Source organism: Halomonas sp. A11-A (assembly GCF_003182195.1).
Lineage (GTDB): Bacteria > Pseudomonadota > Gammaproteobacteria > Pseudomonadales > Halomonadaceae > Halomonas > Halomonas alkalicola.
On record NZ_QGTM01000019.1, the window covers coordinates 1 to 19,055 of the forward strand.

Here is a 19,055-nt window from a genome sequence, read left to right on the forward strand (position 1 = left end):
TCATCACGTAGCATTAGCCGAGGCATAGATCACCGAAAAATGCTGATATTCTAAATCAGCCCGATCTCCATCAGCAATTGTTAACGCACCCTAGGTCACTGGCGTTGGCTTAGCCATTCATAAAGCCCCAGCAACCGCCAGCGCCTGGACTAGTCGGCAGCAGAGGGGTCAGGCCCCGTGGTAGCCATCCTCTTCGGGGTTCTCGTGGGCGCCGGTGGGCAGCTCGGCGGCCCAGGCCATGGCGGCGGCGTGGTCGCGCAGGGGAAAGGTGCGGATCTCCACCGCCTTGAAGAGACGCTCCTCGAGATGGGCAATATGCTCGATCCACGCCTGGTCGGTGACCACGGCAGCGCGGTGGTAGCGCTCGAGGTCGCCGAGCTGGGTCAGGCCGTAGCCGACGTCCTTGAGCAGGGCGGTCAGGGTCAGGAAGCGCAGGTTGTCGATCTCGACCACCAGGCTGATCACCGGATGGTCGCGTTTGGCGACCTCGATGGCATCGATGGCGCGCTGCAGCTCGGGGCCTGTCACCACGCCCCCCACCTTTATCGCCACGACGTGCTCGGCCGAGTGAGGGATCAGATCCAGCATGGGCACTCTCCTTGGGTCCGTGGAGCCACAACGGCTCGTTCGCCTTCAGCATAGCGTGCCTCTCTTCCCGCCGATGCTTCAACGCGAGGAAGGCATCATGGGATCGTCACAATGGCACGCCAGCATGGGTGAAATGCTCAGGAGAGTCCCACCGCATGCCTCGAAAAGCGCGCAAGCCGCTCAGCGAAGCGGAGATCGATCAGCTGATGTTGCTGGCTCGCGGCAACGCCATGGCCCGTCAGCTCCGTGCCGAGCGTGCCGCGGCGCCCACGTCGCGCCACCTGGCCTGCCACCGAGGGGGCGACGCCACCCTGAAGATACTGATGATCTCGGACGTCTACTTCCCTCGGGTCAACGGTGTCTCCACCTCCGTCGCCAGCTTTCGGGATGCCCTGGAGCGCCTGGGCCATGCGGTGGTGGTGCTCTGTCCGGACTATCCGGTCGGCCAGTTGGAGGAGCCGGGCGTGCTGCGGATCGCGTCCCGCGGCGTGCCGGGAGATCCCGAGGATCGCATGATGCGCCTCGGGGAGCTGCTCGCCCTGGGGCCGGAGCTGGAAGAGGCGGGGTTCGACCTCATTCACGTGCAGACGCCCTTCGTGGCTCATGTGGCAGGCATTCGGCTGGGGCGGCGCCTGGGCATTCCGGTGGTGGCTACCTACCACACCCTCTTCGAGGAGTACCTGCACCACTACGTGCGCTGGCTGCCGCAGCGCTGGCTGCGCTTTCTCGCCCGGCGCCTGGCGGTTCACCAGTGCCATCAGCTCGATGCCCTGGTGACACCGTCCCACGCCATGCGCGAGGCGCTTCTCCGCTACGGCGTCACCGCGCCGATGACGGTCATTCCCACCGGCCTGGCCCTGGAGTCCTTCGCTCAACCGGCGGAGGCATGCGACTTTCGCAGCCGCTACGACCTGCCCGCCAACGCTCGCCTGCTGCTCTACGTGGGTCGTACGGCCTTCGAGAAGAACATCGGCTTTCTGATCGAGATGCTGCCCCGGGTGCTGGCAAGGCACCCGGAGGCTCGCCTGGTCATTACCGGCGAAGGCCCGGCACGGGAGGCCCTGGCCCGCCAGGCCCGGGAGGCCGGACTGGCCGATGCCGTGATCTTCCTCGGCTACCTGGGCCGCGACGGCCCCCTGCAGGCGGCTTACCGCGCCGCGGACCTGTTTGTCTTCGCCTCGCGCACCGAGACCCAGGGGCTGGTGCTGCTGGAGGCCATGGCCCTGGGCACGCCGGTGGTCTCGACCGCGGTGATGGGCACCCGGGAGGTGCTCGTCGAGGGCGAAGGCTGCCTGATCGCCGAGGAGAGCCACCCCGACTTCGCCGCCAAGGTGAATCGGGTGCTGGCCGACGACACCCTGCGCCGCCGACTGGCCGAGCGGGGCCGCGTCCATGCGGCGGGCTGGCACGAGGATGCTAAGGCGGCAGAACTCGTCATGCTCTACCGGAGGCAGAGCCTTTCTGTACCGGAATAGCGGGGCAAGGCGGCTCCCTACCAGGCCCCACTGCCCCTGGCCTCAGCGAGCGCGGGCGGCTACCACTTCGATTTCGACCAGCCATTCGGGGTTGGCCAAGTCGGCCACCCCCACCACGGAGCGAGTCGGCAAGTTAGGCTGCTCATCCGTGCCGAAATACTGGGTGTAGCCATCCATGAACCCCGAAAAATCGATGCGGCCCGTCTCCTCGGTCGGCACCAGGAAGACTGTCATCTTGACCACGTCACCGAGGTCAAGTCCCCGGCTCTCCACGGTGGCCTTGATACGCTCCAGCACGGAAACGGTCTGGGCCTCGGTATCGCCGAACTCGCCATCCTCACCGGCCCGCGGCACAGTCCCACTGAAGTAGGTCAACTCGACATTTTCCAGGGTAACCGCCTGCAGGATGGGAAAGTCAGAATCGGGAATTGGGTGACGCTCGATATTGCTGTCGTGAGCCATGCTACTCAGCGCAGTCATCATCAGGGCAGCGCCCGCAAGGTAACGAATTTTCATGTCAGTCCTCTCGTGCCATTCTGGCGGTAGATGCCACCTTGACGGCGGCAATGTCATCGGCCGTCAGCCGGGTGGGTGTCGCGTTGAAGTGCTCGCGTATGTAGGTAACGATGGCAGCCAGGGCATCTGGAGATAGCTCGTCGCCAAAGGCCGGCATGCCGGCCCGACCATAGACCACGATTCGCAGTACCTCAGCGGCATCTCCTGCCACAAGGCCGTTACCAGCCAAGGCGGGAAAAGCACCGGGAATTCCCTGGCCGTTGGCCATGTGGCAAGCCGAACAGTTCTGCTGATAGCCGGCTTCCCCGGAGATATCGGCCAGGGCGGTGGCGGCAGTACCGGCCGCCATGAGTCCGGCGGTGAGCAGCACCGCTCTCAGTGCTGCCCGCGGGCAGATGCCAAGAGATTCACGAATCATGCGGCCTCCATCGCCAACTCGTGGAGCTTCTCGATCTGCAGCCAGGAAGATTCGATGGCGCCCGCCATCCAGCCCGTCATGTAGCTGAGATGCTCGCCGGCCAGCAGCACGCGCCCCTGGGGCTGATTGAGGAGCGGATAGCTTTCCTCCCGCGCCTCGCTGGACCAGCTGGCCCAGCCGCCCAGGTTTTCCGGCACTAGATGCCAGGCCGTGCTGAAGGCGGTCTCGAAGTCCCGGCGATAGCCGGCATGGATCCTCTCACCCACGCTCAGGGCCTTCTCGATACGCTGTGCCTTATCGAGGGCGCTGAACTGGGCGGCATTGGAGCCGAAGTTGTAGACACCCTGAAGTATGCCCTTCTGCCCCTGCCATCCGGTGGAGGGGTAGCTAATGTTGCCGGTCTCGCTGTTATGGGTGAAGGAGTGGCCGCCGAAGACATGGTCCTCGACTTCCCAGAAGCGGCTTCTCATCTGCAGTGCCAACTTGCAGGTCGGTGTGTAGCTGACAGCCTCCATGGCCCCCTTGAACTCGGGCGTAAAGTCATTCTCGATGCCACGCAGCACCGACAGCGGAATAGTACAGAGGCAGTAGTCGGCCTCCACCTGGTGGCTTTCACCGGTCGTCCGGCTGCGGTAGTCGACCAGAACCCGCTCCTCGTTCTGCTGCAGGCGGGTGACCTGGGCCCCATAGGTGATGACCTCCCCCAGCACCTTCTCGAAGGCTTTGGGAATCCTGTCCATCCCTCCAATGGGCTGGAACATGGTCTTCTGCTGGGTGAAGCCACTGACGGAGCTTACGATGCCATGAAGATCGGACTGCAGGAGTGCCGACAGGCCATGAGGGAGGGAGGCCTCACCGGGGTTGAGCCCTGCGCCGGGCTCCCGAAGGTAGCCCCTTCCCCCCGTGCCAAGATAGTCCAGGCTGCTGCGCTCCAACTGCCCCTCCCCCACGAGAAACTCGAGAAACTTCTCGCGTTCCTCCTGGGTCAGGGGCAGTTCCAGGGCATCCTGGTCGACGTGCTTGGCCAGGATTTCCGCCGCATGCCCGCGCATGTCGGCAATGATCTCCTTCTGCCGCACGGCCTTCCCGCTCAGCGGCCCGGCCGCCTCCCGATAGACGAACGCCGCCTCGTTGTGGTTGACGAAGATTTCCAGGGGAATCCCGAACTCTCGGGTGTAGTGCAGGGTGGAGCGATGGTGGTAGGGGATGCGCCAAGGGCCATGGTTGAAATATTCGCCCTCGTCGAAGTCACAGACCTCATCTTCCTGGCCCAGCTGCGGCAACACAAACCCGGAACGCGCAGTCTGCACCCGTCCCCCAGCATGACTTCTCGCCTCGAGAACCTGACACCGATACCCCTTCTTGCCCAGCTCATAGGCCGCGACCAGTCCGGCCAGCCCTGCGCCGAGAATGATCACGCTTTTACCATTGCCCTCTCCTCTCAAGGTGGGCGGCACATCCTGGGCAGAGGCGATACCAATGCCGAATGCCGAAAGACCCGACATCATCATGCCAGCGCCTCCGACTGCACCTAGCGCCTGCAGGAAGTGGCGCCGCGTCAATGGTAGCGAGGAACCCGAATCGTGCACATCCATGAATGTCTCTCCCGTGGTTGACGGGAGAGACACTGCATTCACCATGCCTAATTCAGACTATTCCCAGATAAACCAGAGAGTTGGCCCCACCAGCTACCCATGGCCTCGAGGCCTCAGCGGCAGCCGGCATCGGATCACGCCCGCCTACGGTGCAGCGCAGGCCGACTCATCCCGGCCCAGGCGCCCGGTCGGTGCAACGCTGATCGACTACCAGGGCAGCGGCTCGCCGTTGCTGTGCCAGAAGGTGCCGGTGGTCGCGAGGCTCAGGGCCGCGATGCGCTCGGCGATGCCGGCGGCGGCCTCCTCGGGGGTGATCAGGCCCCCGAAGTTGACCATGCGGGTCTGCACGTAGCCCGGGTGGAGCTGGGCGACGGCGATGCCGCGGGGCTTGAGGTCCATGGCCAGGGACTTGCCGAAGGCGTTGAGTGCCGCCTTGGAAGCGCGGTAGCCGTAGCGACCGCCGGAGTCGTTGTCGGCGATGGAACCCATGCGGCTGGTGATGTTGGCCACCTTGCTGCCCTCCCCCAGGCAGCCGAGCAGCGCCTCGGTGACGCGCAGGGGCGCATAGGCGTTGACCTCCATCTGGGCGCGGATGGCGTCGAAGTCGAGCTCGCCCAGACGCTCGTCCTTGAGCAGGCCGGCGTTGTTGATCAGCAGGTCGAGGCGCCGACCCTCCAGTTCCACGGCGAGCCGGGCGACGTCCTCGGCGCGGGTCACGTCGATACCCTCGATGACCCGGGCGGCCACCTGCTTGAGCTCGGCGGTGTCATCGCCGCTGCCGCGGCAGACGCCGATCACCTCCCAGCCCGCAGCGTGGTAGTGGCGGGCCAGGGCGAGGCCTACGCCGCGGTTGGCGCCGGTGATCAGTACGGTGGAAGCCATGCGATCTCCTGTTCGGGAAGGTACCTGCCAAGACAGTGCCCCAGGGGGGAGGCGACATCAACCCGACAGCGTTGCGTGAAAGTGGACCCTTTCGGTACTATTTTGCATTGCAGCGGCTCCGCCGGGGCCGCTGCCCTAGCCCATCGACCACGCCGCCCGAGGCCTGGCACCATGTCGAGCACCGAACACAGCCCTGCCCTTCATAAGGCTCAGGAAGCCCGCCGCGTCACCCTGCTGGCCATCTGGGTCGATGCCATCGTCGGCCTGGTCAAGCTGATCACCGGCATCATCGTCGGCTCTGCGGCCCTGGTGGCCGATGGCATCCACTCCTTCTCCGACCTGGTCACCGACGGCTTCGTGCTGGCGGCCACCCACTATGGCAGCCAGGACCCGGACCATGACCACCCCTACGGCCATGGGCGCATCGAGACCCTGGCCACCCTCTTCCTGGGCAGCGTACTGATCTTCGTGGCCGGCGCCATCGCCTGGTCGAGCATCGAGCGGCTGGTGGCCGGCGCCGAGATCCCGCCGCCGGGCCTCTGGGCGATGCTCATCGCGCTGCTGGCGCTGCTGGCCAAGGAGGCGCTCTTCCGCCTCACCATGCGGGTGGCGCGCCGGCTGCGCTCGAAGCTGCTGGAGGCCAACGCCTGGCACTCGCGCTCCGACGTGCTCTCCACCGGCGTGGTGCTGGTGGGCCTGGTGGGCACCCAACTGGGCCACGGCTGGCTCGACACCATCGCCGCCGTGATCGTCGGCCTGCTGGTGGGCAAGGTGGGCTGGGACCTGCTGTGGGAGTCGGGCCGCGAACTGGTGGACACCGCCCTGCCGGTTCCCCAGCAGGAGGCGATGCGCGAGGTGGCGCTCTCGGTGCCCGGGGTGGCGGGGGTCCACGACCTGCGCACCCGCCAGTCGGCCGGGCACACCATGCTCGACCTCCACGTGGTGGTCCCGCCGCGCATCAGCGTCTCCGAGGGCCACGAGATCGGCAACGAGGTGAGCCGACGCCTGCGCCAGGCGTTTCCGGCGCTCACCGACCTGACCTTCCACATCGACCCCGAGGACGACGCCGGCGAGGGCGACCCCAGCCGCCTGCCGGGCCTGCCGCTGCGCCCTGCAGTGGAGGCGGCGCTGACCGAGCGCTGGGCCGGGCTTCCCGAGTGGCCCTGGATCCTCGACCTGGAGCTGCACTACCTGGAGGGAGCGGTGACCGTGGTGGCCTGCCTCGACGAGCACTCGCCGCTGGAGAGTGCCGCGACGGCCCGGCGGCTGGCGCGCGCCGCCGACGACCTCGAGTGGTTCGCCCAGGTGGAGATCCGCCGCCTGGCCGCCCTCCCCTCGCCGACCCGCTGAGCCCAGACCCCATGGGTGACATCGCCGCCCCGGGCGGCGACAATGGCCGCCCCTTTCTCCACGACCCTGGCGGCGACCTGACCGGCATGAGCGACCCCTTGCGGATACTCCATCGCGACGAGCACCTGGTGGCCGTGCACAAGCCCTCGGGGCTGCTGGTGCACCGCACCGCCCTGGCTCGCGGCGAGCGCGAGTTCCTGCTGCAGCGGCTGCGCGACCAGCTCGGCCAGCGGGTCTACCCGGTACATCGGCTCGACCGCCCCACCTCCGGGGTGATGGTGCTGGCGCTCTCTCCAGGCGTCGCCACCCGGCTCACCGAGGCCTTCACCGAGCGCCGGGTGGCCAAGCGCTACCTGGCGGTAGTGCGTGGCATCGGCCCCGAGGCCGAGCGGCTCGAATACCCGCTGCGCGAGGAGGACGGCAGCCGTCCCAAGGCCGAGATGCCCGCCCTGGAGGCGGTGACCGATATCCGCCGCCTGGACAGCGTGGAGCTGCCGGTGCAGGTGGACCGCTACCCGAGCAGCCGCTATTCGCTGATGGAGGCGCGCCCGCTGACCGGGCGCCGTCACCAGATCCGCCGCCACCTGTCGCAGCGGGGCTATCCGATCATCGGCGACGCCAAGCACGGCAAGGGCAACCACAACCGCTTCTTCGCCGAGCACCTCGACGCCCCGCGCCTGCTGCTGGCCGCCACCGAGCTTTCCTTCGTGCACCCGGTCACCGGGCAGCCGCTGCGCCTGACCTGCGCCCTGGATGCCACCATGAGCGCGCTCTTCCGGCGCTTCGGCTGGGCCGGCCACCTGTCGGTGGACGCCGTGGACGCTACCCGCACGCCCCTCCAACCCGCCGCCATCGACTGACCGACACCTGCCATGACCGACCTGCCCTTCTCCTCCCCCGCCGTCGTTCCCCAGGAGAGCGTCGATACCGACGACCACGCCCTGCGCTTCGGCGGCATCCGCCGGCTCTACGGCACCCGCGCCGTCGAGCGCTTCCGCACCGCGCATGTGGTGGTGGTGGGCGTCGGCGGCGTGGGCAGCTGGACGGTGGAGGCGCTGGCGCGCTCGGGCATCGGCAAGCTGACCCTGATCGACCTGGACGACGTCTGCGTCTCCAACGTCAACCGCCAGCTCCACGCCCTGGACGGCACCATCGGCCGCCCCAAGGTGGAGGTGCTGGCCGAGCGCTGTCGGGCCATCCAGCCGGGCATCGAGGTGGTGGAAGATATCGCCTTCGCGACCCCTACCAACCTGGCCGAGCGGATCCCCGAGGACGCCGACCACCTGGTGGACGCCATCGACAGCGTGGTGGCCAAGGCGGCGCTGATCAGCTGGTGCAAGCGGCGCAAGCTGCCGATCACCGTGACCGGGGCCGCCGGGGGCCAGACCGACCCCACCCGCATCCGGGTGGCGGATCTTGCCCGCACCGAGCACGACCCGCTGCTCGCCAAGGTGCGCGCGCGGCTGCGGCGCGACTTCGGCTTCTCACGCAACCCCAAGCGGCGCTTCTCGGTGGAGTGCGTCTACTCTGACGAACAGCTGGTCTACCCGGGCAGCGACGGCGAGGTCTGCTTCGCCAAGCCCGCCAGCGGCGAGTCGACGCGGCTCGACTGCGCCTCGGGCTTCGGCGCCGCCACCTTTGTCACCGGCAGCTTCGGCTTCGTGGCCGCCTCCCGGGTGCTGGCACGGCTGGCCAAGAAGGCCGCGGCCGAGACGACGCCCTGAGCGGGGCCCCGCGCCCTGACACCCCAACCCCCGACACCTGCCTTCGGAGCCCGCCATGACCCACTCCCTTCCCGTCCCCGGCATCTACGCGCACTACAAGGGCAACCGCTACGAGGTGCTGGGCGTGGCCCACCACAGCGAGACCGAGGAGCCCCTGGTGGTCTACCGTGCCCTCTACGGCGAATACGGCCTCTGGGTAAGGCCCCTTGCGATGTTCACCGAACTGGTCGAGGTCCAGGGCGAGCCGGTCCCTCGCTTCGAACTCGAAAAGGCGTTCTGAGGCACGCTATCGGCCAAGGGAAGGCCGCTTAGCGCTGCCCGCGGTGGGCCCAGGCCGTCATGCGCTTCTCGAGCAGCGCGAAGAGCTCGTACATCACCATGGCCATGGCGCTGATCACGATCAGTCCGGCGAACACCAGCGACATGCGCATCTGGGAGCCGGCGCTCATCATCAGGTAGCCGATGCCCTGGTTGGAGGCCACCGTCTCCGACACCACGGTGCCCACGAAGGCGAGCGTGATGGCGATCTTCAGCGAGGCGAAGAAGTAGGGCAGCGAGCGCGGCAGCCCCACCTTGAGCAGCACGTCCAGGCGCCGCGCCCCCAGCACCCGCAGCACGTCCTCCATCTCCGGCTCCAGGGTGGCGAGCCCGGTGGCCACATTGACCACGATGGGGAAGAAGCAGATCAGGAAGGCGGTGAGGATCGCCGGCACCGAGCCGATGCCGAACCACACCACCAGGATCGGCACGAAGGCCACCTTGGGAATGGCGTTGAAGCCCACCAGCAGTGGGTAGCAGGCGTGGTAGAGGAAGCGCGAGGAGCCGATGATAAAGCCCAGCAGCAGGCCCACCGCCACCCCCAGGCCGAAGCCCGCCATGGTAGTCCAGAAGGTCTGCCAGGAGTGCACCCCGATGGGGCCGGCGAAGGTGACCAGGGCCTGAGCGGTGGCCGAGGCGCTGGGGAAGATGAAGGGCGGCACGTTGAAGAGCCTGACCGTGGCTTCCCAGATCAGGATCAGCGCCAGCACGGCGATCCAGGGGGCCAGGCGTTCGAGCAGCCGATTGTGCTTGGACATGGGGACTCCTCAGCTGCCGCGGATCGTGCCGATCCGCGCGCGCAGTTCCTGCACCAGGCCGGTGAAGGCGGGTTCGAAGGTCATTTCCAGCGACCGCGGGCGCGGGAAGTCGATCTGGCGCCGCTCCAGGATGCGCCCGGGACGGCGGCTCATGACGTAGACGGTGTCGGCCAGGAAGGCCGCCTCGCGCAGGTCGTGGGTGACCAGCACCACCGTGAAGCGCTGCGCCTCCCAGAGGTCGCGCAGCACGCACCAGAGCTCCTCCCGGGTGAAAGCGTCCAGGGCCCCGAAGGGCTCGTCGAGCATCAGCAGCCGCGGTCGATGGATCAGGGCGCGGCAGATGGAGGCGCGCTGCTGCATCCCGCCGGAGAGCTGCCAGGGGTACTGCTCCTCGTAACCCTCGAGCCCCACGGTGCGCAAAAGCTCCCGGGCCCAGCCCTCGAACTCGGCCCGGCGCTTGCGGAACTGGGCGCGGTAGGGCTTCACGATCTCCAGGGGCAGCAGCACGTTGTCCAGGGTGGTGCGCCAGGGCAGCAGGTTGGCGCTCTGGAAGGCCATGCCGCAGATCTTCAGCGGCCCGCCCACCGGCTGGCCATCGACCCGCACGCTCCCCGCGGTGGGGGCGTGCAGGCCGGTGCAGAGCTTCATGAAGGTGGACTTGCCGCAGCCCGAGGGGCCCACGAAGGCGACGAACTCCCCCTCCTCGATGGTCAGCGATACCTCCTCGATGGCGTTACCCGTCTCGTCATAGGCCAGGCTGACCTGGTCGAAGGCCACGAAGGGGGCCGCCCCGGCGCGCGTAGCGCCCTCCGGGGTCAGGGTGGCGGGTGCCGTCATGCTCAGTCTCCCTGCGCCGGGAAGATCATCCGCGCCTCCTCCGCGGGGAGGTAGCGGGAGGTGAAGACCCGCTCCGTCGCCGGCACCTCGGGCAGGTCGTAGGCGTCGGCCACCAACTGGATAGCGTTGGCCAGACGCGCCTCGTCCACCGCGCCGGCCCCGTGGGCGCGGGCATCCGGGGTGTCGATCACGCTCTCGATGGCGAGCTTGAGGCGGCGCGTCTCCAGCTCCACGTCGATCAGACCGTCCCGGGCCAGCACGTAGTCGATGGCCCCCTCGGGGTCGGCCAGGGTCTCGGCCAGGGCCCGGTTGAAGGCGCGCAGGAAGCCCTCCACCGCCTCAGGGTTGGCCTCGGCGAAGGCCTCGCTTGCAATGATGGCGTTGCCGTAGAGCGGCACCCCATACTCCGGGAAGGGCAGGATGGTCAGCTCCTCCTCGCCCATGCCGCGCCCTTCAAGGTTGAGCAGGCTGGTGAAGTAGAAGCCGGTGATGGCGTCCACGTCGCCGCGCACCAGCAGGGTCTCGCGCAGGGTCGGGTCGACGTTCTGCCACTCGACGCCGTCGGCGTCGAGGTCATTGGCGGCGGCGAAGATTCCCCAGGCGCGGTAGCCGGTGTCGAAGGCGGGCGCGGCCAGCGACTTGCCGACCAGGTCGGCGGGGGACTCGATGCCGCGATCCTTGCGGGCGAAGACCGCCGCCGGGGAGCCGTCATAGACCACGTAGACCCCCTGAATGCCGGGGCCGTCGGGGTTCTCGGCCAGGAACTCCACCAGGGCGTTGAGATCGCCGAAGCCCATCTCGTAGGCCCCGGAGGCGACCCGGTTGATGGCGCCGGCGGAACCGCTGCCGGAGTCGACCTGGACGTCGAGCCCCTCCTCGGCGAAGTAGCCGCGCTCCACGGCCATCAGGAAGGGGGCCGAGGGGCCCTCGAAGCGCCAGTCGAGCTGGAAGCGGATGCGGGTCTCGTCGGCCAGGGTGGCACTGGAGAGGGTGGCGCCGGCCAGCAGCAGGCCCATCATGCCGAGCGGCAGCCCGGCCCTGGAGAGGAGGTGACGACTCATGAAGTTGCCCTCGCGCGGATCGTGTTGTGGTCCACCGACCTGAAGGGTGGTGGCATTGTTCTTCTTTGCTTTGCAGGAAGCCTGCCAGATTGGCGGCCTGACCTGTCGGTCAAGGCAGGCGCGCCATGGCAGGGCATCCCCGCCGCCGGCATAAGCACCGCGATGGCGCACCGCCCCGCGCCGCGGCGGGGGCTATGCACCAGCGTAGAACATCGCGTCGCTCAGGAGGGGGGCTGCCCCAAAACGCCACCGGCGCCACGAGGGCGCCGGTGAGGGGAAGCAGACAGAAGGAGGGAAGGCGAGTTACTCCTCGCCGGCCATCTGCATCTGCTTGAGCATGTAGTTCTCGATGCCGACCTTGTCGATCAGGCCGAGCTCGGTCTCGATATGGTCGATGTGATCTTCCTCGTCGGCGAGGATGTCACGGAAGAGGTCGCGGCTGACGTAGTCCTTGACCTGCTCGCAGTAGGTGATCGCCTCGATGTAGTCGGCGCGCCCCTCGTGCTCGATCTTGAGGTCGCACTCCAGCATCTCACGGACGTTCTGGCCGATATTGAGCTTGCCGAGGTCCTGCAGGTTGGGGATACCCTCGAGGAAGAGGATGCGCTCGATCAGCTTGTCGGCGTGCTGCATCTCCTCGATGGACTCGTCGTACTCCCACTTGGCCAGCTTCTGCAGGCCCCAATCCTTGTACATCTTGGCATGCAGGAAGTACTGGTTGATCGCCACCAGCTCGTTGCCCAGCGCCTTGTTGAGATGCTCGATGACCTTGCTGTCGCCTTTCATGGATTCACCTTGTGGCTGTCGTCAGGGAAATGTGACTGCAGCTTGGCATGCCAGGGGCGACATTGCCAGGCGCTGCTTGCCAGTCTAGCGAATTCTGGCGAAAAACCAATGAAATCAAGAGGATGATAACGAAAGCGAGAATGATCTCGATTCCGTCAGACGGCGTAGGCAAGGTCCTCGGCACCCACCATCAGCTCGGCCTTCACCGCCTCGCGGGTGATGACCTTGCCCTGGCAGGCGCACTTGCCGCACTGGGTGCCGCAGCCCGTCTCGCGCTGGACGTCGCGCCAGCTGCGGGCGCCGTCCTCGACGGTCTGGCGGATCTGGTGGTCGGAGACCCCCTTGCAGAGACATACGTACATCGACATCACCTCGCTGACGACTGCTGAGGTAAATGTAAATGATTCGCATAGCCCCCTGCAAGCGGGAATCGACAAATGTCTGATCCGGATCAACCCCGCGCGGCTCGCCCCCTACTTCGCCGGCTTGGGCAGTGCCACCACCCGGGTGCCAGAGGCGATATCGGACCAGCTGCGCCGCTCGGCATCGAACAGGATCCACAGGTAGCCGAGGCCGAAGGCGGCGATCGAGAGGCAGGCCACCACGAAGCGCACCGCCGCCTGGGCCAGGGTGATGGAGCGGCCGTCAGGGGTCTGCACCCGCAGCCGCCAGGCCTGCATGCCGAGCGTCACGCCGCCGCGGGTCCAGAAGAAGGCAAAGAAGGCAAAGGCCGAGAGCAGCAGCAGCAGCTGCAGCGACAGCACCCAGAACGGCCCGTCCCCCACCTGCTCGGCGGAGATCCCCAGCAGCTGGCGTCCGATCGTCAGGTGCAGGCCGGCCACCAGGATCCAGATGGCGGCCACCAGGAAGCTGTCATAGACCATGGCGCCCAGCCGGCGGGCGAACCCCGCCGGCCAGACGTCATCGAGGTTGCCGAAACGTCGTTGCATGGAAGTTCCTTGCTCAGGCGGTTCGCCGCAGCAGGTAGAGTCCCACCGCGGCACAGATCAGGGTCGGCGCCAGCACGGCCCAGGCGGGCGAGAAGCCGAACACCATGGAGGCCGGCGCCAGCAGGTCCTGCAGGTACTTGAAGACCAGGCCGGTGACCACCCCGTAGAAGACTCGGGTACCCGCCGCCACGGTGCGCAGCGGGCCGAACACGAAGGAGGCGGCCACCAGCACCAGGGAGCCCATGGTCAAGGGCATCAGCATCTTCTGCCAGAAGTGCAGCAGCGGCTGGGTGGCCGCCTGCCCCTGGGCCTGCAGGTAGCGGGCATAGGCCCAGAGCTCGCTGGGCGCCTGGCTGTTGATGGGGCGCAGCAGGCGGTTGAGCTGCTCCGGCGTCAGGCGGGTCTCCCAGGGCAGGGTCTCGTGCTGCTCCGCCTCGGTGTACTCGTCATGGAAGCGGGTGACCTCCACGCCCTCGAGCCGCCAGCTGCCGTCGCGCCAGGCGGCGCGCTCGGCGCTGGCGGCCTCCACCAGCCGCTGCCCCTCGAAGCGGTAGCGGGTCAGGTCGAGCACGGTGTCGTCGGCGCGGATGGCACCGAAGCGGTAGAAGCTGTCGCCCTCGCGCTGCCAGCCGCCCCGCTCGGTCACCACGGCGCCGGCCCCCTGGATCTGCTCCAGTCGCCAGGCATTGGCGAACTGCTCGGTGCGCGGCGCCACGTACTCGGCCACCAGCAGCACCGCCACGATCACCACGATGATCGGCTTCATCGCCCCCCAGAGGATCCGCGTCAGCGAGCGCCCCGCGGCGCGAATCACGGTGAGCTCGTTGCTCGAGGCCATGCTGCCCAGGCCAATCAGCGCGCCGATCAGCACCCCCACCGGGGCATACTGGTAGAAGCGCCAGGGCAGGCGCATCACCAGGTAGAGCAGCACCTGGAAGGCGCCATAGTCGCCCTCTACGTCGTCCAGGTCGTTGATGTAGGTGATCACCAGGTCCAGGCCCAGCAGCACCACCTGCACCACGATGATGGCCCCCAGCACGTTGCGCGCCAGGTAGCGGTCGAAGCGATCGGCAATCATCCGCTCATCCCCTTGCGTTGGGCGCGCATCATCATCACCAGGCCCAGGGCCAGAAAGGCGCCGTGGATCGGCCACATGCCCACCACGGCCGGCAGGGCGCCGCGGCCGATGGCATCCAGCGCCGCCAGCAGCAGGCTCAGGTAGGCCACGTGCAGGAAGATCGCCGGCAACAGCTTGGCGAAGCGACCCTGGCGCGGATTGACCCGGGAGAGCGGCATCGCCAGCAGGGTCAGGATGAAGACCATCAGCGGCAGCCCCAGGCGCCACTGCAGTTGGGCCTGGGCGCGGGTCGAATCGTCGCCGAACAGCGCCGCGGTGGTGGCGTACTCGGGCGAATCGAGCTCCCGCATGTCGTCGGCCTGGGAGAGGCGCACCGCATAGGTGTCGAACTCGAGCCGTTCCGCCTCGAAGCGCCCAGGATCGACGCTGTAGCGTTCGCCATCGGCCAGCACCAGAAAGCGGCTGCCGGTCTCCCTATCGAGGGTCTGGTAGCCGCCCTCGGCACGGGTCACCGCCGTCTCCGGGGTGCCGTCCCGGCGCCGCTGGCGCTCGCTGATGAAGACGCTACGCATCTCGCTGCCGTCATCGCTGAGCCCCTCCATGTAGGCGGTGCGGCCGCTGCCGAACTCCTGGAAGCGCCCCGGCGCCAGGGCCGAGAAATCGATGCGGCTGGGCTGCTCCTCGAGCATCACGGCGTTGTGCAGGGCGCCGGCCGGGGTCAGCCACAGGCTGCACAGTCCTACCAGGATGGCGACCAGGGTGGCCGGCACCAGGCTCACCTTGAGCAGCTTGTTGGGGCTGGTGCCGCAGGCCACCAGCACGGTGATCTCGCTGTTGAGGTAGAGCTGGCCGTAGGCGAGCAGGATGCCGAGGAAGAAGGCCAGCGGCAGGATCAGCTCGAGGAACCCCGGCAGGTGGAACAGCATCAGGGTGCCGAGGATGCTGGCCGGGATGTCCCCCTCGGCGGCGTCGGCGAAGTAGCGGATGAAGCGACTGCCCATGATCACCAGCAGCAGCACGCCGGCGACGGCGGCCATGGTCAGCAGGATTTCGCGGGTCAGATAACGGAAGATGATCATGCGGCGTCTGCCATGCAATGGGGCCATGCCTTGGGTACACTGGTGCGACACGGCGACGTGCCGGCATTATCCAGAATCCCCCTGCACTTGTAACCCTAACGCCTGCAACCAATACGCTTGTCTGTGGAGACGCCATGGAATTTCCTGTCAAGACGGGTAACCCCGCCAAGGTCGAGACCGCCTGCCTCGTGATCCCGGTGTACCAGGGGGGCGAGCTCTTGCCCGCCGCCGCCCGCCTGGACGACGCCAGCGAGAAGCTGATCGGCCAGCTCATCGAGCGCGGCGACTTCGACGCCAAGCTGGGCCGTGTGCAGCTGATTCCCTTCGCCCCGGGCCTCTCCGCCGAGCGCCTGCTGCTCGTGGGCCTGGGCAAGCGCGAAAAGTGCCAGGAGGCCGCCTTCCAGAAGGCCCTGGAGGCCGCCTTCACGGCGCTGGCCGAGCTGCCGGTGGACGACTGTGCGGTGGCCTTCACCGACGTGCCCCTGGCGGAGCGCGGCACCGACTGGAAGGCGCGCATGGTGGCCGAGGCGACCCATCGCGCCCTCTATCGCTTCGACGAGTTCAAGTCGGAGAAGGCGCCCGCCTCGCGCCTCGCCCAGGTGACCCTGCTGGTCAGCGAGGATGGCGAGGCCGGCGCCGCCCGCGAGGGCGCGCGCATCGGCGATGCCGTGGGCCAGGGCATGAGCTTCACCCGCACCCTGGGCAACCTGCCGGGCAACATCTGCACCCCGAGCTACCTGGCCGAGCAGGCCGAGGCGCTGGGCAAGGCCTCCGGCGGTGCGCTAGCCGTGGAGATCCTCGACGAGGAGGCCCTGGAGGCGCTGGGCGCCCACAGCCTGCTCTCGGTGGGCCGCGGCAGCGAGCAGCCCTCGCGGCTGATCGTGATGACGTACCAGGGCGCCGAGAATCCCGAGGAGGCCCCCCACGTGCTGGTGGGCAAGGGAATCACCTTCGACACCGGCGGCATCTCGCTCAAGCCCGGCGAGGCCATGGACGAGATGAAGTTCGACATGTGCGGCGCGGCCAGCGTGTTCGGCACCGTCAAGGCCGTGCTCAGCATTCGCCCGAAGGTCAACCTGGTGGCCATCGTCGCCGCCGCCGAGAACATGCCCGACGGCCGCGCCACCAAGCCCGGCGACATCATCAAAACGCTGAAGGGCCTCTCCGTGGAGGTGCTCAACACCGACGCCGAAGGCCGCCTGGTGCTGTGCGACGCCCTCACCTACGCCGAGCGCTTCGAACCGGCCAGCGTGGTGGATATCGCCACCCTCACCGGCGCCTGCATCATCGCCCTCGGCCACCACGCCACCGGGCTGCTGTCCAACGACGACGACCTGGCCCTCGACCTGCTCGACGCCGGCGAGGCGGCCTGGGACCGCGCCTGGCACCTGCCGCTGTGGGACGAGTACCAGGAGCAGCTCGACTCCAACTTCGCCGACCTGGCTAATATCGGCGGCCGCCCGGCGGGCACCATCACCGCCGCCTGCTTCCTCTCGCGCTTCGCCGACAAGTTCCCCTGGGCGCACCTGGACATCGCCGGCACCGCCTGGACCTCGGGCAAGCAGAAGGGGGCCAGCGGCCGTCCGGTAGGCCTGCTGACCCAGTACCTGCTGGATCGCGAGAGCGACGCCATCGTGGAAACCTGAGTGGAAACCGAGGCGGAATAGCGGCGCGGGCTTGCGTTTTTTCCGCGTCGCCTTTCTCATGTGGGACTGACGATAAATCCACGACCCGGGCCGGCCCTTGCCGGCCCGAGCTTCCAGTATCACCCCGGGGCTGGCACGCCCCGGGCGTAGCGGAGACCCCTTGCCGTGTCGACTGCCAGCTTCGAACTGCTTCCCAACGCCACCCCCACCGCCGACACCATCCGGGCAGGGATCCTCGAGAACCCCGGCTTCGGTGGCTACTTCACCGACCACATGGCCCACATCCGCTGGACCCTGGATGCCGGCTGGCACGGCCGCGAGGTGCGTCCCTACGGCCCCCTGACCCTGGATCCCGCCGCCGCCGTGCTGCACTACGGTCAGGAGATCTTCGAGGGCATCAAGGCCTACCGCCACGCCGACGGCTCGGTATGGACCTTCCGCCCGGAGAAGAACGCCGAGCGCTTCCGCCGCAGCGCCCGCCGCCTGGCCCTGCCGGAGCTCTCCGACGAGGACTTCATCGGCTCGCTCAAGGCGCTGCTGGCCCAGGACCACGGCTGGGTGCCGACGCCGAACAGCGAGGCCGACGAGTGCAGCCTCTACCTGCGCCCCTTCATGATCGCCAGCGAAAGCTTCCTCGGCGTGCGCCCGGCCCATGAGGTGGACTACTACGTGATCGCCTCGCCGGCCGCCGCCTACTTCAAGGGCGGCGTCGAGCCGGTCTCCATCTGGCTCTCCAGCCACTACAAGCGCGCCGCCCCCGGCGGCACCGGCTTCGCCAAGTGCGGCGGCAACTACGCCGCCTCCCTGGCTGCCCAGAAGGAGGCCAGCGCCCACGGCTGCAGCCAGGTGGCCTTCCTGGATGCCGTCGAGAACAAGTGGATCGAGGAGCTGGGCGGCATGAACCTGTTCTTCGTCTTCAAGGACGGCCGCATCGCCACCCCGCGCCTGACCGACACCATCCTCGAGGGCGTGACCCGCGACTCGGTGCTGACCCTGGCCCGCGACGAGGGCCTCACCCCCGAGGAGCGCCCGATCAGCATCGACGAGTGGCGCGAGGCCGCCGCCTCCGGCGAGCTGACCGAGGTGTTCGCCTGCGGCACCGCGGCGGTCATCACCCCGGTGGGCGAGCTGGTCACCGAGGAGGGCGCCATCTGCCTGAAGGAGGAGAGCGGCAACCCCATCGCCAAGCGCCTGCGCAGCAAGCTGCTCGACCTGCAGTATGGCCGCGCCGAGGATACCCACGGCTGGCTGACGCGGCTGGTGTAATCGCTTCGCCGGCAAACCGGGCTCCCACAAAGGCCGATGAGTGGCGCCATTGGCAACTGTGGGAGCCCAGCTCTGCTGGGCGAAGGTGCCGCAGGCACCCCGGCGGCGCTGCTGGAGTCGGCTCTTGCTACCCGGGAGCCCTGCGGTCTCCATTCGCCGGGCGTAGCCCAGCTCCCACAGAGCCCCAGGCGACATGCCCTCCCGCAGGAGCGCAGTCCAGTTTGGACAGAGTCTCATGACCCAGATCGATTTCTACGTCCTCCCCGATACCACCCTGGAGGCGCGTCTCGACTTCGCCTGCCGGCTGGCCGAGACCATCCAGCGCAAGGGCTATCGGCTGCACCTGCACGCCGAGGACGAGGCCATGGCCCGGGCGCTCGACGACCGGCTCTGGACCTTCCGCCCCGACGCCTACGTGCCCCACGCCCTGCTGGACACGCAGGCGGCGGCCGAGCTGGATGAACGGGTGCCGGTGACCATCGGCTGGGCCACCCCGCCCTCCCCCGACCTGGCCGTCCAGGCGCTGCTCAACCTCGCCCCGGACATTCCGGAGTGGTTCTCCCGCTTCGAACGGGTCGCCGAGATCATCAACCAGCACCAGGAGGTGCTCACCGCCAAGCGCGAGTGCTGGCAGACCTACAAGAAGCGCGGCTACCCCGTGAAGGCCCACCAGCTGCGCGGCCAGTCCGGCTGACGCCGCGTGCCTCCCCGGGCTATAATCAGCCCCA

21 protein-coding genes are annotated in these 19,055 nt (G+C 68.0%); 8 read left to right on the plus strand and 13 right to left on the minus strand.

All coding sequences use genetic code 11. From position 1 onward, the window contains the following. Positions 1-168 precede the first annotated feature (168 nt). Positions 169-588 carry an STAS/SEC14 domain-containing protein gene (locus DER72_RS11730; RefSeq protein ID WP_110070175.1) on the minus strand — a complete coding sequence of 140 codons (420 nt, stop codon included), beginning with the start codon at positions 586-588 and terminating at the stop codon, positions 169-171. Between the two features lie 155 nt (positions 589-743). Here DER72_RS11730 and DER72_RS11735 point away from each other — a divergent pair, with 155 nt between their 5' ends. Next, positions 744-2,063 (plus strand): glycosyltransferase, encoded by a 1,320-nt coding sequence (locus DER72_RS11735; protein WP_110070176.1) that lies wholly within the window; start codon positions 744-746, stop codon positions 2,061-2,063. Positions 2,064-2,105: 42 nt separating this feature from the next. On the opposite strand, the gene DER72_RS11740 is transcribed toward DER72_RS11735, so the two are convergent. The 4 genes from DER72_RS11740 to DER72_RS11755 form a co-directional block, all read right to left on the minus strand. Beyond that, positions 2,106-2,579 (minus strand): Rid family hydrolase, encoded by a 474-nt coding sequence (locus tag DER72_RS11740; RefSeq protein ID WP_110070177.1) that lies wholly within the window; start codon positions 2,577-2,579, stop codon positions 2,106-2,108. 1 nt (position 2,580) lies between these two features. Then, a complete protein-coding gene (locus tag DER72_RS11745) occupies positions 2,581-2,997 on the minus strand; it encodes a cytochrome c (RefSeq protein ID WP_110070178.1) in 417 nt (138 codons plus the stop codon). Further along, entirely contained in the window at positions 2,994-4,592 is a 1,599-nt protein-coding gene (locus tag DER72_RS11750) for a flavin monoamine oxidase family protein (RefSeq protein ID WP_110070179.1), read from the minus strand. Before DER72_RS11750 ends, DER72_RS11745 begins: the two co-directional genes overlap by 4 nt. Positions 4,593-4,799: 207 nt before the next feature. After that, complete coding sequence (locus tag DER72_RS11755) at positions 4,800-5,474, minus strand: SDR family oxidoreductase (RefSeq protein ID WP_110070180.1); 675 nt, start codon at positions 5,472-5,474, stop codon at positions 4,800-4,802. A 171-nt stretch (positions 5,475-5,645) separates the two neighbouring features. Between DER72_RS11755 and DER72_RS11760 the strand changes: the two genes are divergently transcribed. From DER72_RS11760 to DER72_RS11775, 4 genes are all read left to right on the plus strand, one after another. Further along, positions 5,646-6,824, plus strand: coding sequence for a cation diffusion facilitator family transporter (locus DER72_RS11760; protein ID WP_110070181.1), 1,179 nt, complete (start codon positions 5,646-5,648; stop codon positions 6,822-6,824). 86 nt (positions 6,825-6,910) lie between these two features. Next, positions 6,911-7,684, plus strand: coding sequence for a pseudouridine synthase (locus DER72_RS11765; RefSeq protein ID WP_110070233.1), 774 nt, complete (start codon positions 6,911-6,913; stop codon positions 7,682-7,684). Between the two features lie 12 nt (positions 7,685-7,696). Then, entirely contained in the window at positions 7,697-8,548 is an 852-nt protein-coding gene (gene tcdA, locus DER72_RS11770; protein WP_110070182.1) for a tRNA cyclic N6-threonylcarbamoyladenosine(37) synthase TcdA, read from the plus strand. A 55-nt stretch (positions 8,549-8,603) separates the two neighbouring features. Next, on the plus strand, positions 8,604-8,828 hold the full coding sequence (locus tag DER72_RS11775) for a DUF1653 domain-containing protein (protein ID WP_110070183.1): 225 nt from the start codon (positions 8,604-8,606) through the stop codon (positions 8,826-8,828). 28 nt (positions 8,829-8,856) lie between these two features. Here the strand turns inward: DER72_RS11775 and DER72_RS11780 are convergent, their stop codons facing one another. From DER72_RS11780 to lptF, 8 genes are all read right to left on the minus strand, one after another. After that, on the minus strand, positions 8,857-9,624 hold the full coding sequence (locus DER72_RS11780; RefSeq protein ID WP_110070184.1) for an ABC transporter permease: 768 nt from the start codon (positions 9,622-9,624) through the stop codon (positions 8,857-8,859). Positions 9,625-9,633: 9 nt separating this feature from the next. After that, positions 9,634-10,461 carry an ABC transporter ATP-binding protein gene (locus DER72_RS11785; protein ID WP_110070185.1) on the minus strand — a complete coding sequence of 276 codons (828 nt, stop codon included), beginning with the start codon at positions 10,459-10,461 and terminating at the stop codon, positions 9,634-9,636. A 2-nt stretch (positions 10,462-10,463) separates the two neighbouring features. Beyond that, positions 10,464-11,522 carry an ABC transporter substrate-binding protein gene (locus DER72_RS11790; RefSeq protein WP_110070186.1) on the minus strand — a complete coding sequence of 353 codons (1,059 nt, stop codon included), beginning with the start codon at positions 11,520-11,522 and terminating at the stop codon, positions 10,464-10,466. A 303-nt stretch (positions 11,523-11,825) separates the two neighbouring features. Further along, the gene (gene bfr, locus DER72_RS11795; protein WP_110070187.1) at positions 11,826-12,308 is read right to left on the minus strand and encodes a bacterioferritin; all 483 of its coding nucleotides are present in this window, start codon (positions 12,306-12,308) and stop codon (positions 11,826-11,828) included. 155 nt (positions 12,309-12,463) lie between these two features. Beyond that, positions 12,464-12,670, minus strand: coding sequence for a (2Fe-2S)-binding protein (locus DER72_RS11800; protein ID WP_110070188.1), 207 nt, complete (start codon positions 12,668-12,670; stop codon positions 12,464-12,466). A 111-nt stretch (positions 12,671-12,781) separates the two neighbouring features. Beyond that, positions 12,782-13,258 carry an RDD family protein gene (locus tag DER72_RS11805; protein ID WP_110070189.1) on the minus strand — a complete coding sequence of 159 codons (477 nt, stop codon included), beginning with the start codon at positions 13,256-13,258 and terminating at the stop codon, positions 12,782-12,784. 13 nt (positions 13,259-13,271) lie between these two features. Further along, positions 13,272-14,336, minus strand: a complete 1,065-nt coding sequence (lptG, locus tag DER72_RS11810) for an LPS export ABC transporter permease LptG (RefSeq protein WP_110070190.1) — start codon at positions 14,334-14,336, stop codon at positions 13,272-13,274. Beyond that, positions 14,333-15,415 carry an LPS export ABC transporter permease LptF gene (gene lptF, locus DER72_RS11815; RefSeq protein ID WP_110070191.1) on the minus strand — a complete coding sequence of 361 codons (1,083 nt, stop codon included), beginning with the start codon at positions 15,413-15,415 and terminating at the stop codon, positions 14,333-14,335. Before lptF ends, lptG begins: the two co-directional genes overlap by 4 nt. A 134-nt stretch (positions 15,416-15,549) precedes the next feature. On the opposite strand from lptF, the gene DER72_RS11820 reads away from it, so the two are divergent. The 3 genes from DER72_RS11820 to DER72_RS11830 all read left to right on the plus strand — a co-directional run bounded on the left by DER72_RS11820 (position 15,550) and on the right by DER72_RS11830 (position 19,021). After that, a complete protein-coding gene (locus DER72_RS11820) occupies positions 15,550-17,061 on the plus strand; it encodes a leucyl aminopeptidase (RefSeq protein ID WP_110070192.1) in 1,512 nt (503 codons plus the stop codon). A 165-nt stretch (positions 17,062-17,226) separates the two neighbouring features. Continuing rightward, the gene (locus DER72_RS11825) at positions 17,227-18,327 is read left to right on the plus strand and encodes a branched-chain amino acid aminotransferase (protein ID WP_110070193.1); all 1,101 of its coding nucleotides are present in this window, start codon (positions 17,227-17,229) and stop codon (positions 18,325-18,327) included. Between the two features lie 235 nt (positions 18,328-18,562). Continuing rightward, entirely contained in the window at positions 18,563-19,021 is a 459-nt protein-coding gene (locus DER72_RS11830; protein WP_110070194.1) for a DNA polymerase III subunit chi, read from the plus strand. Positions 19,022-19,055: the final 34 nt, after the last annotated feature.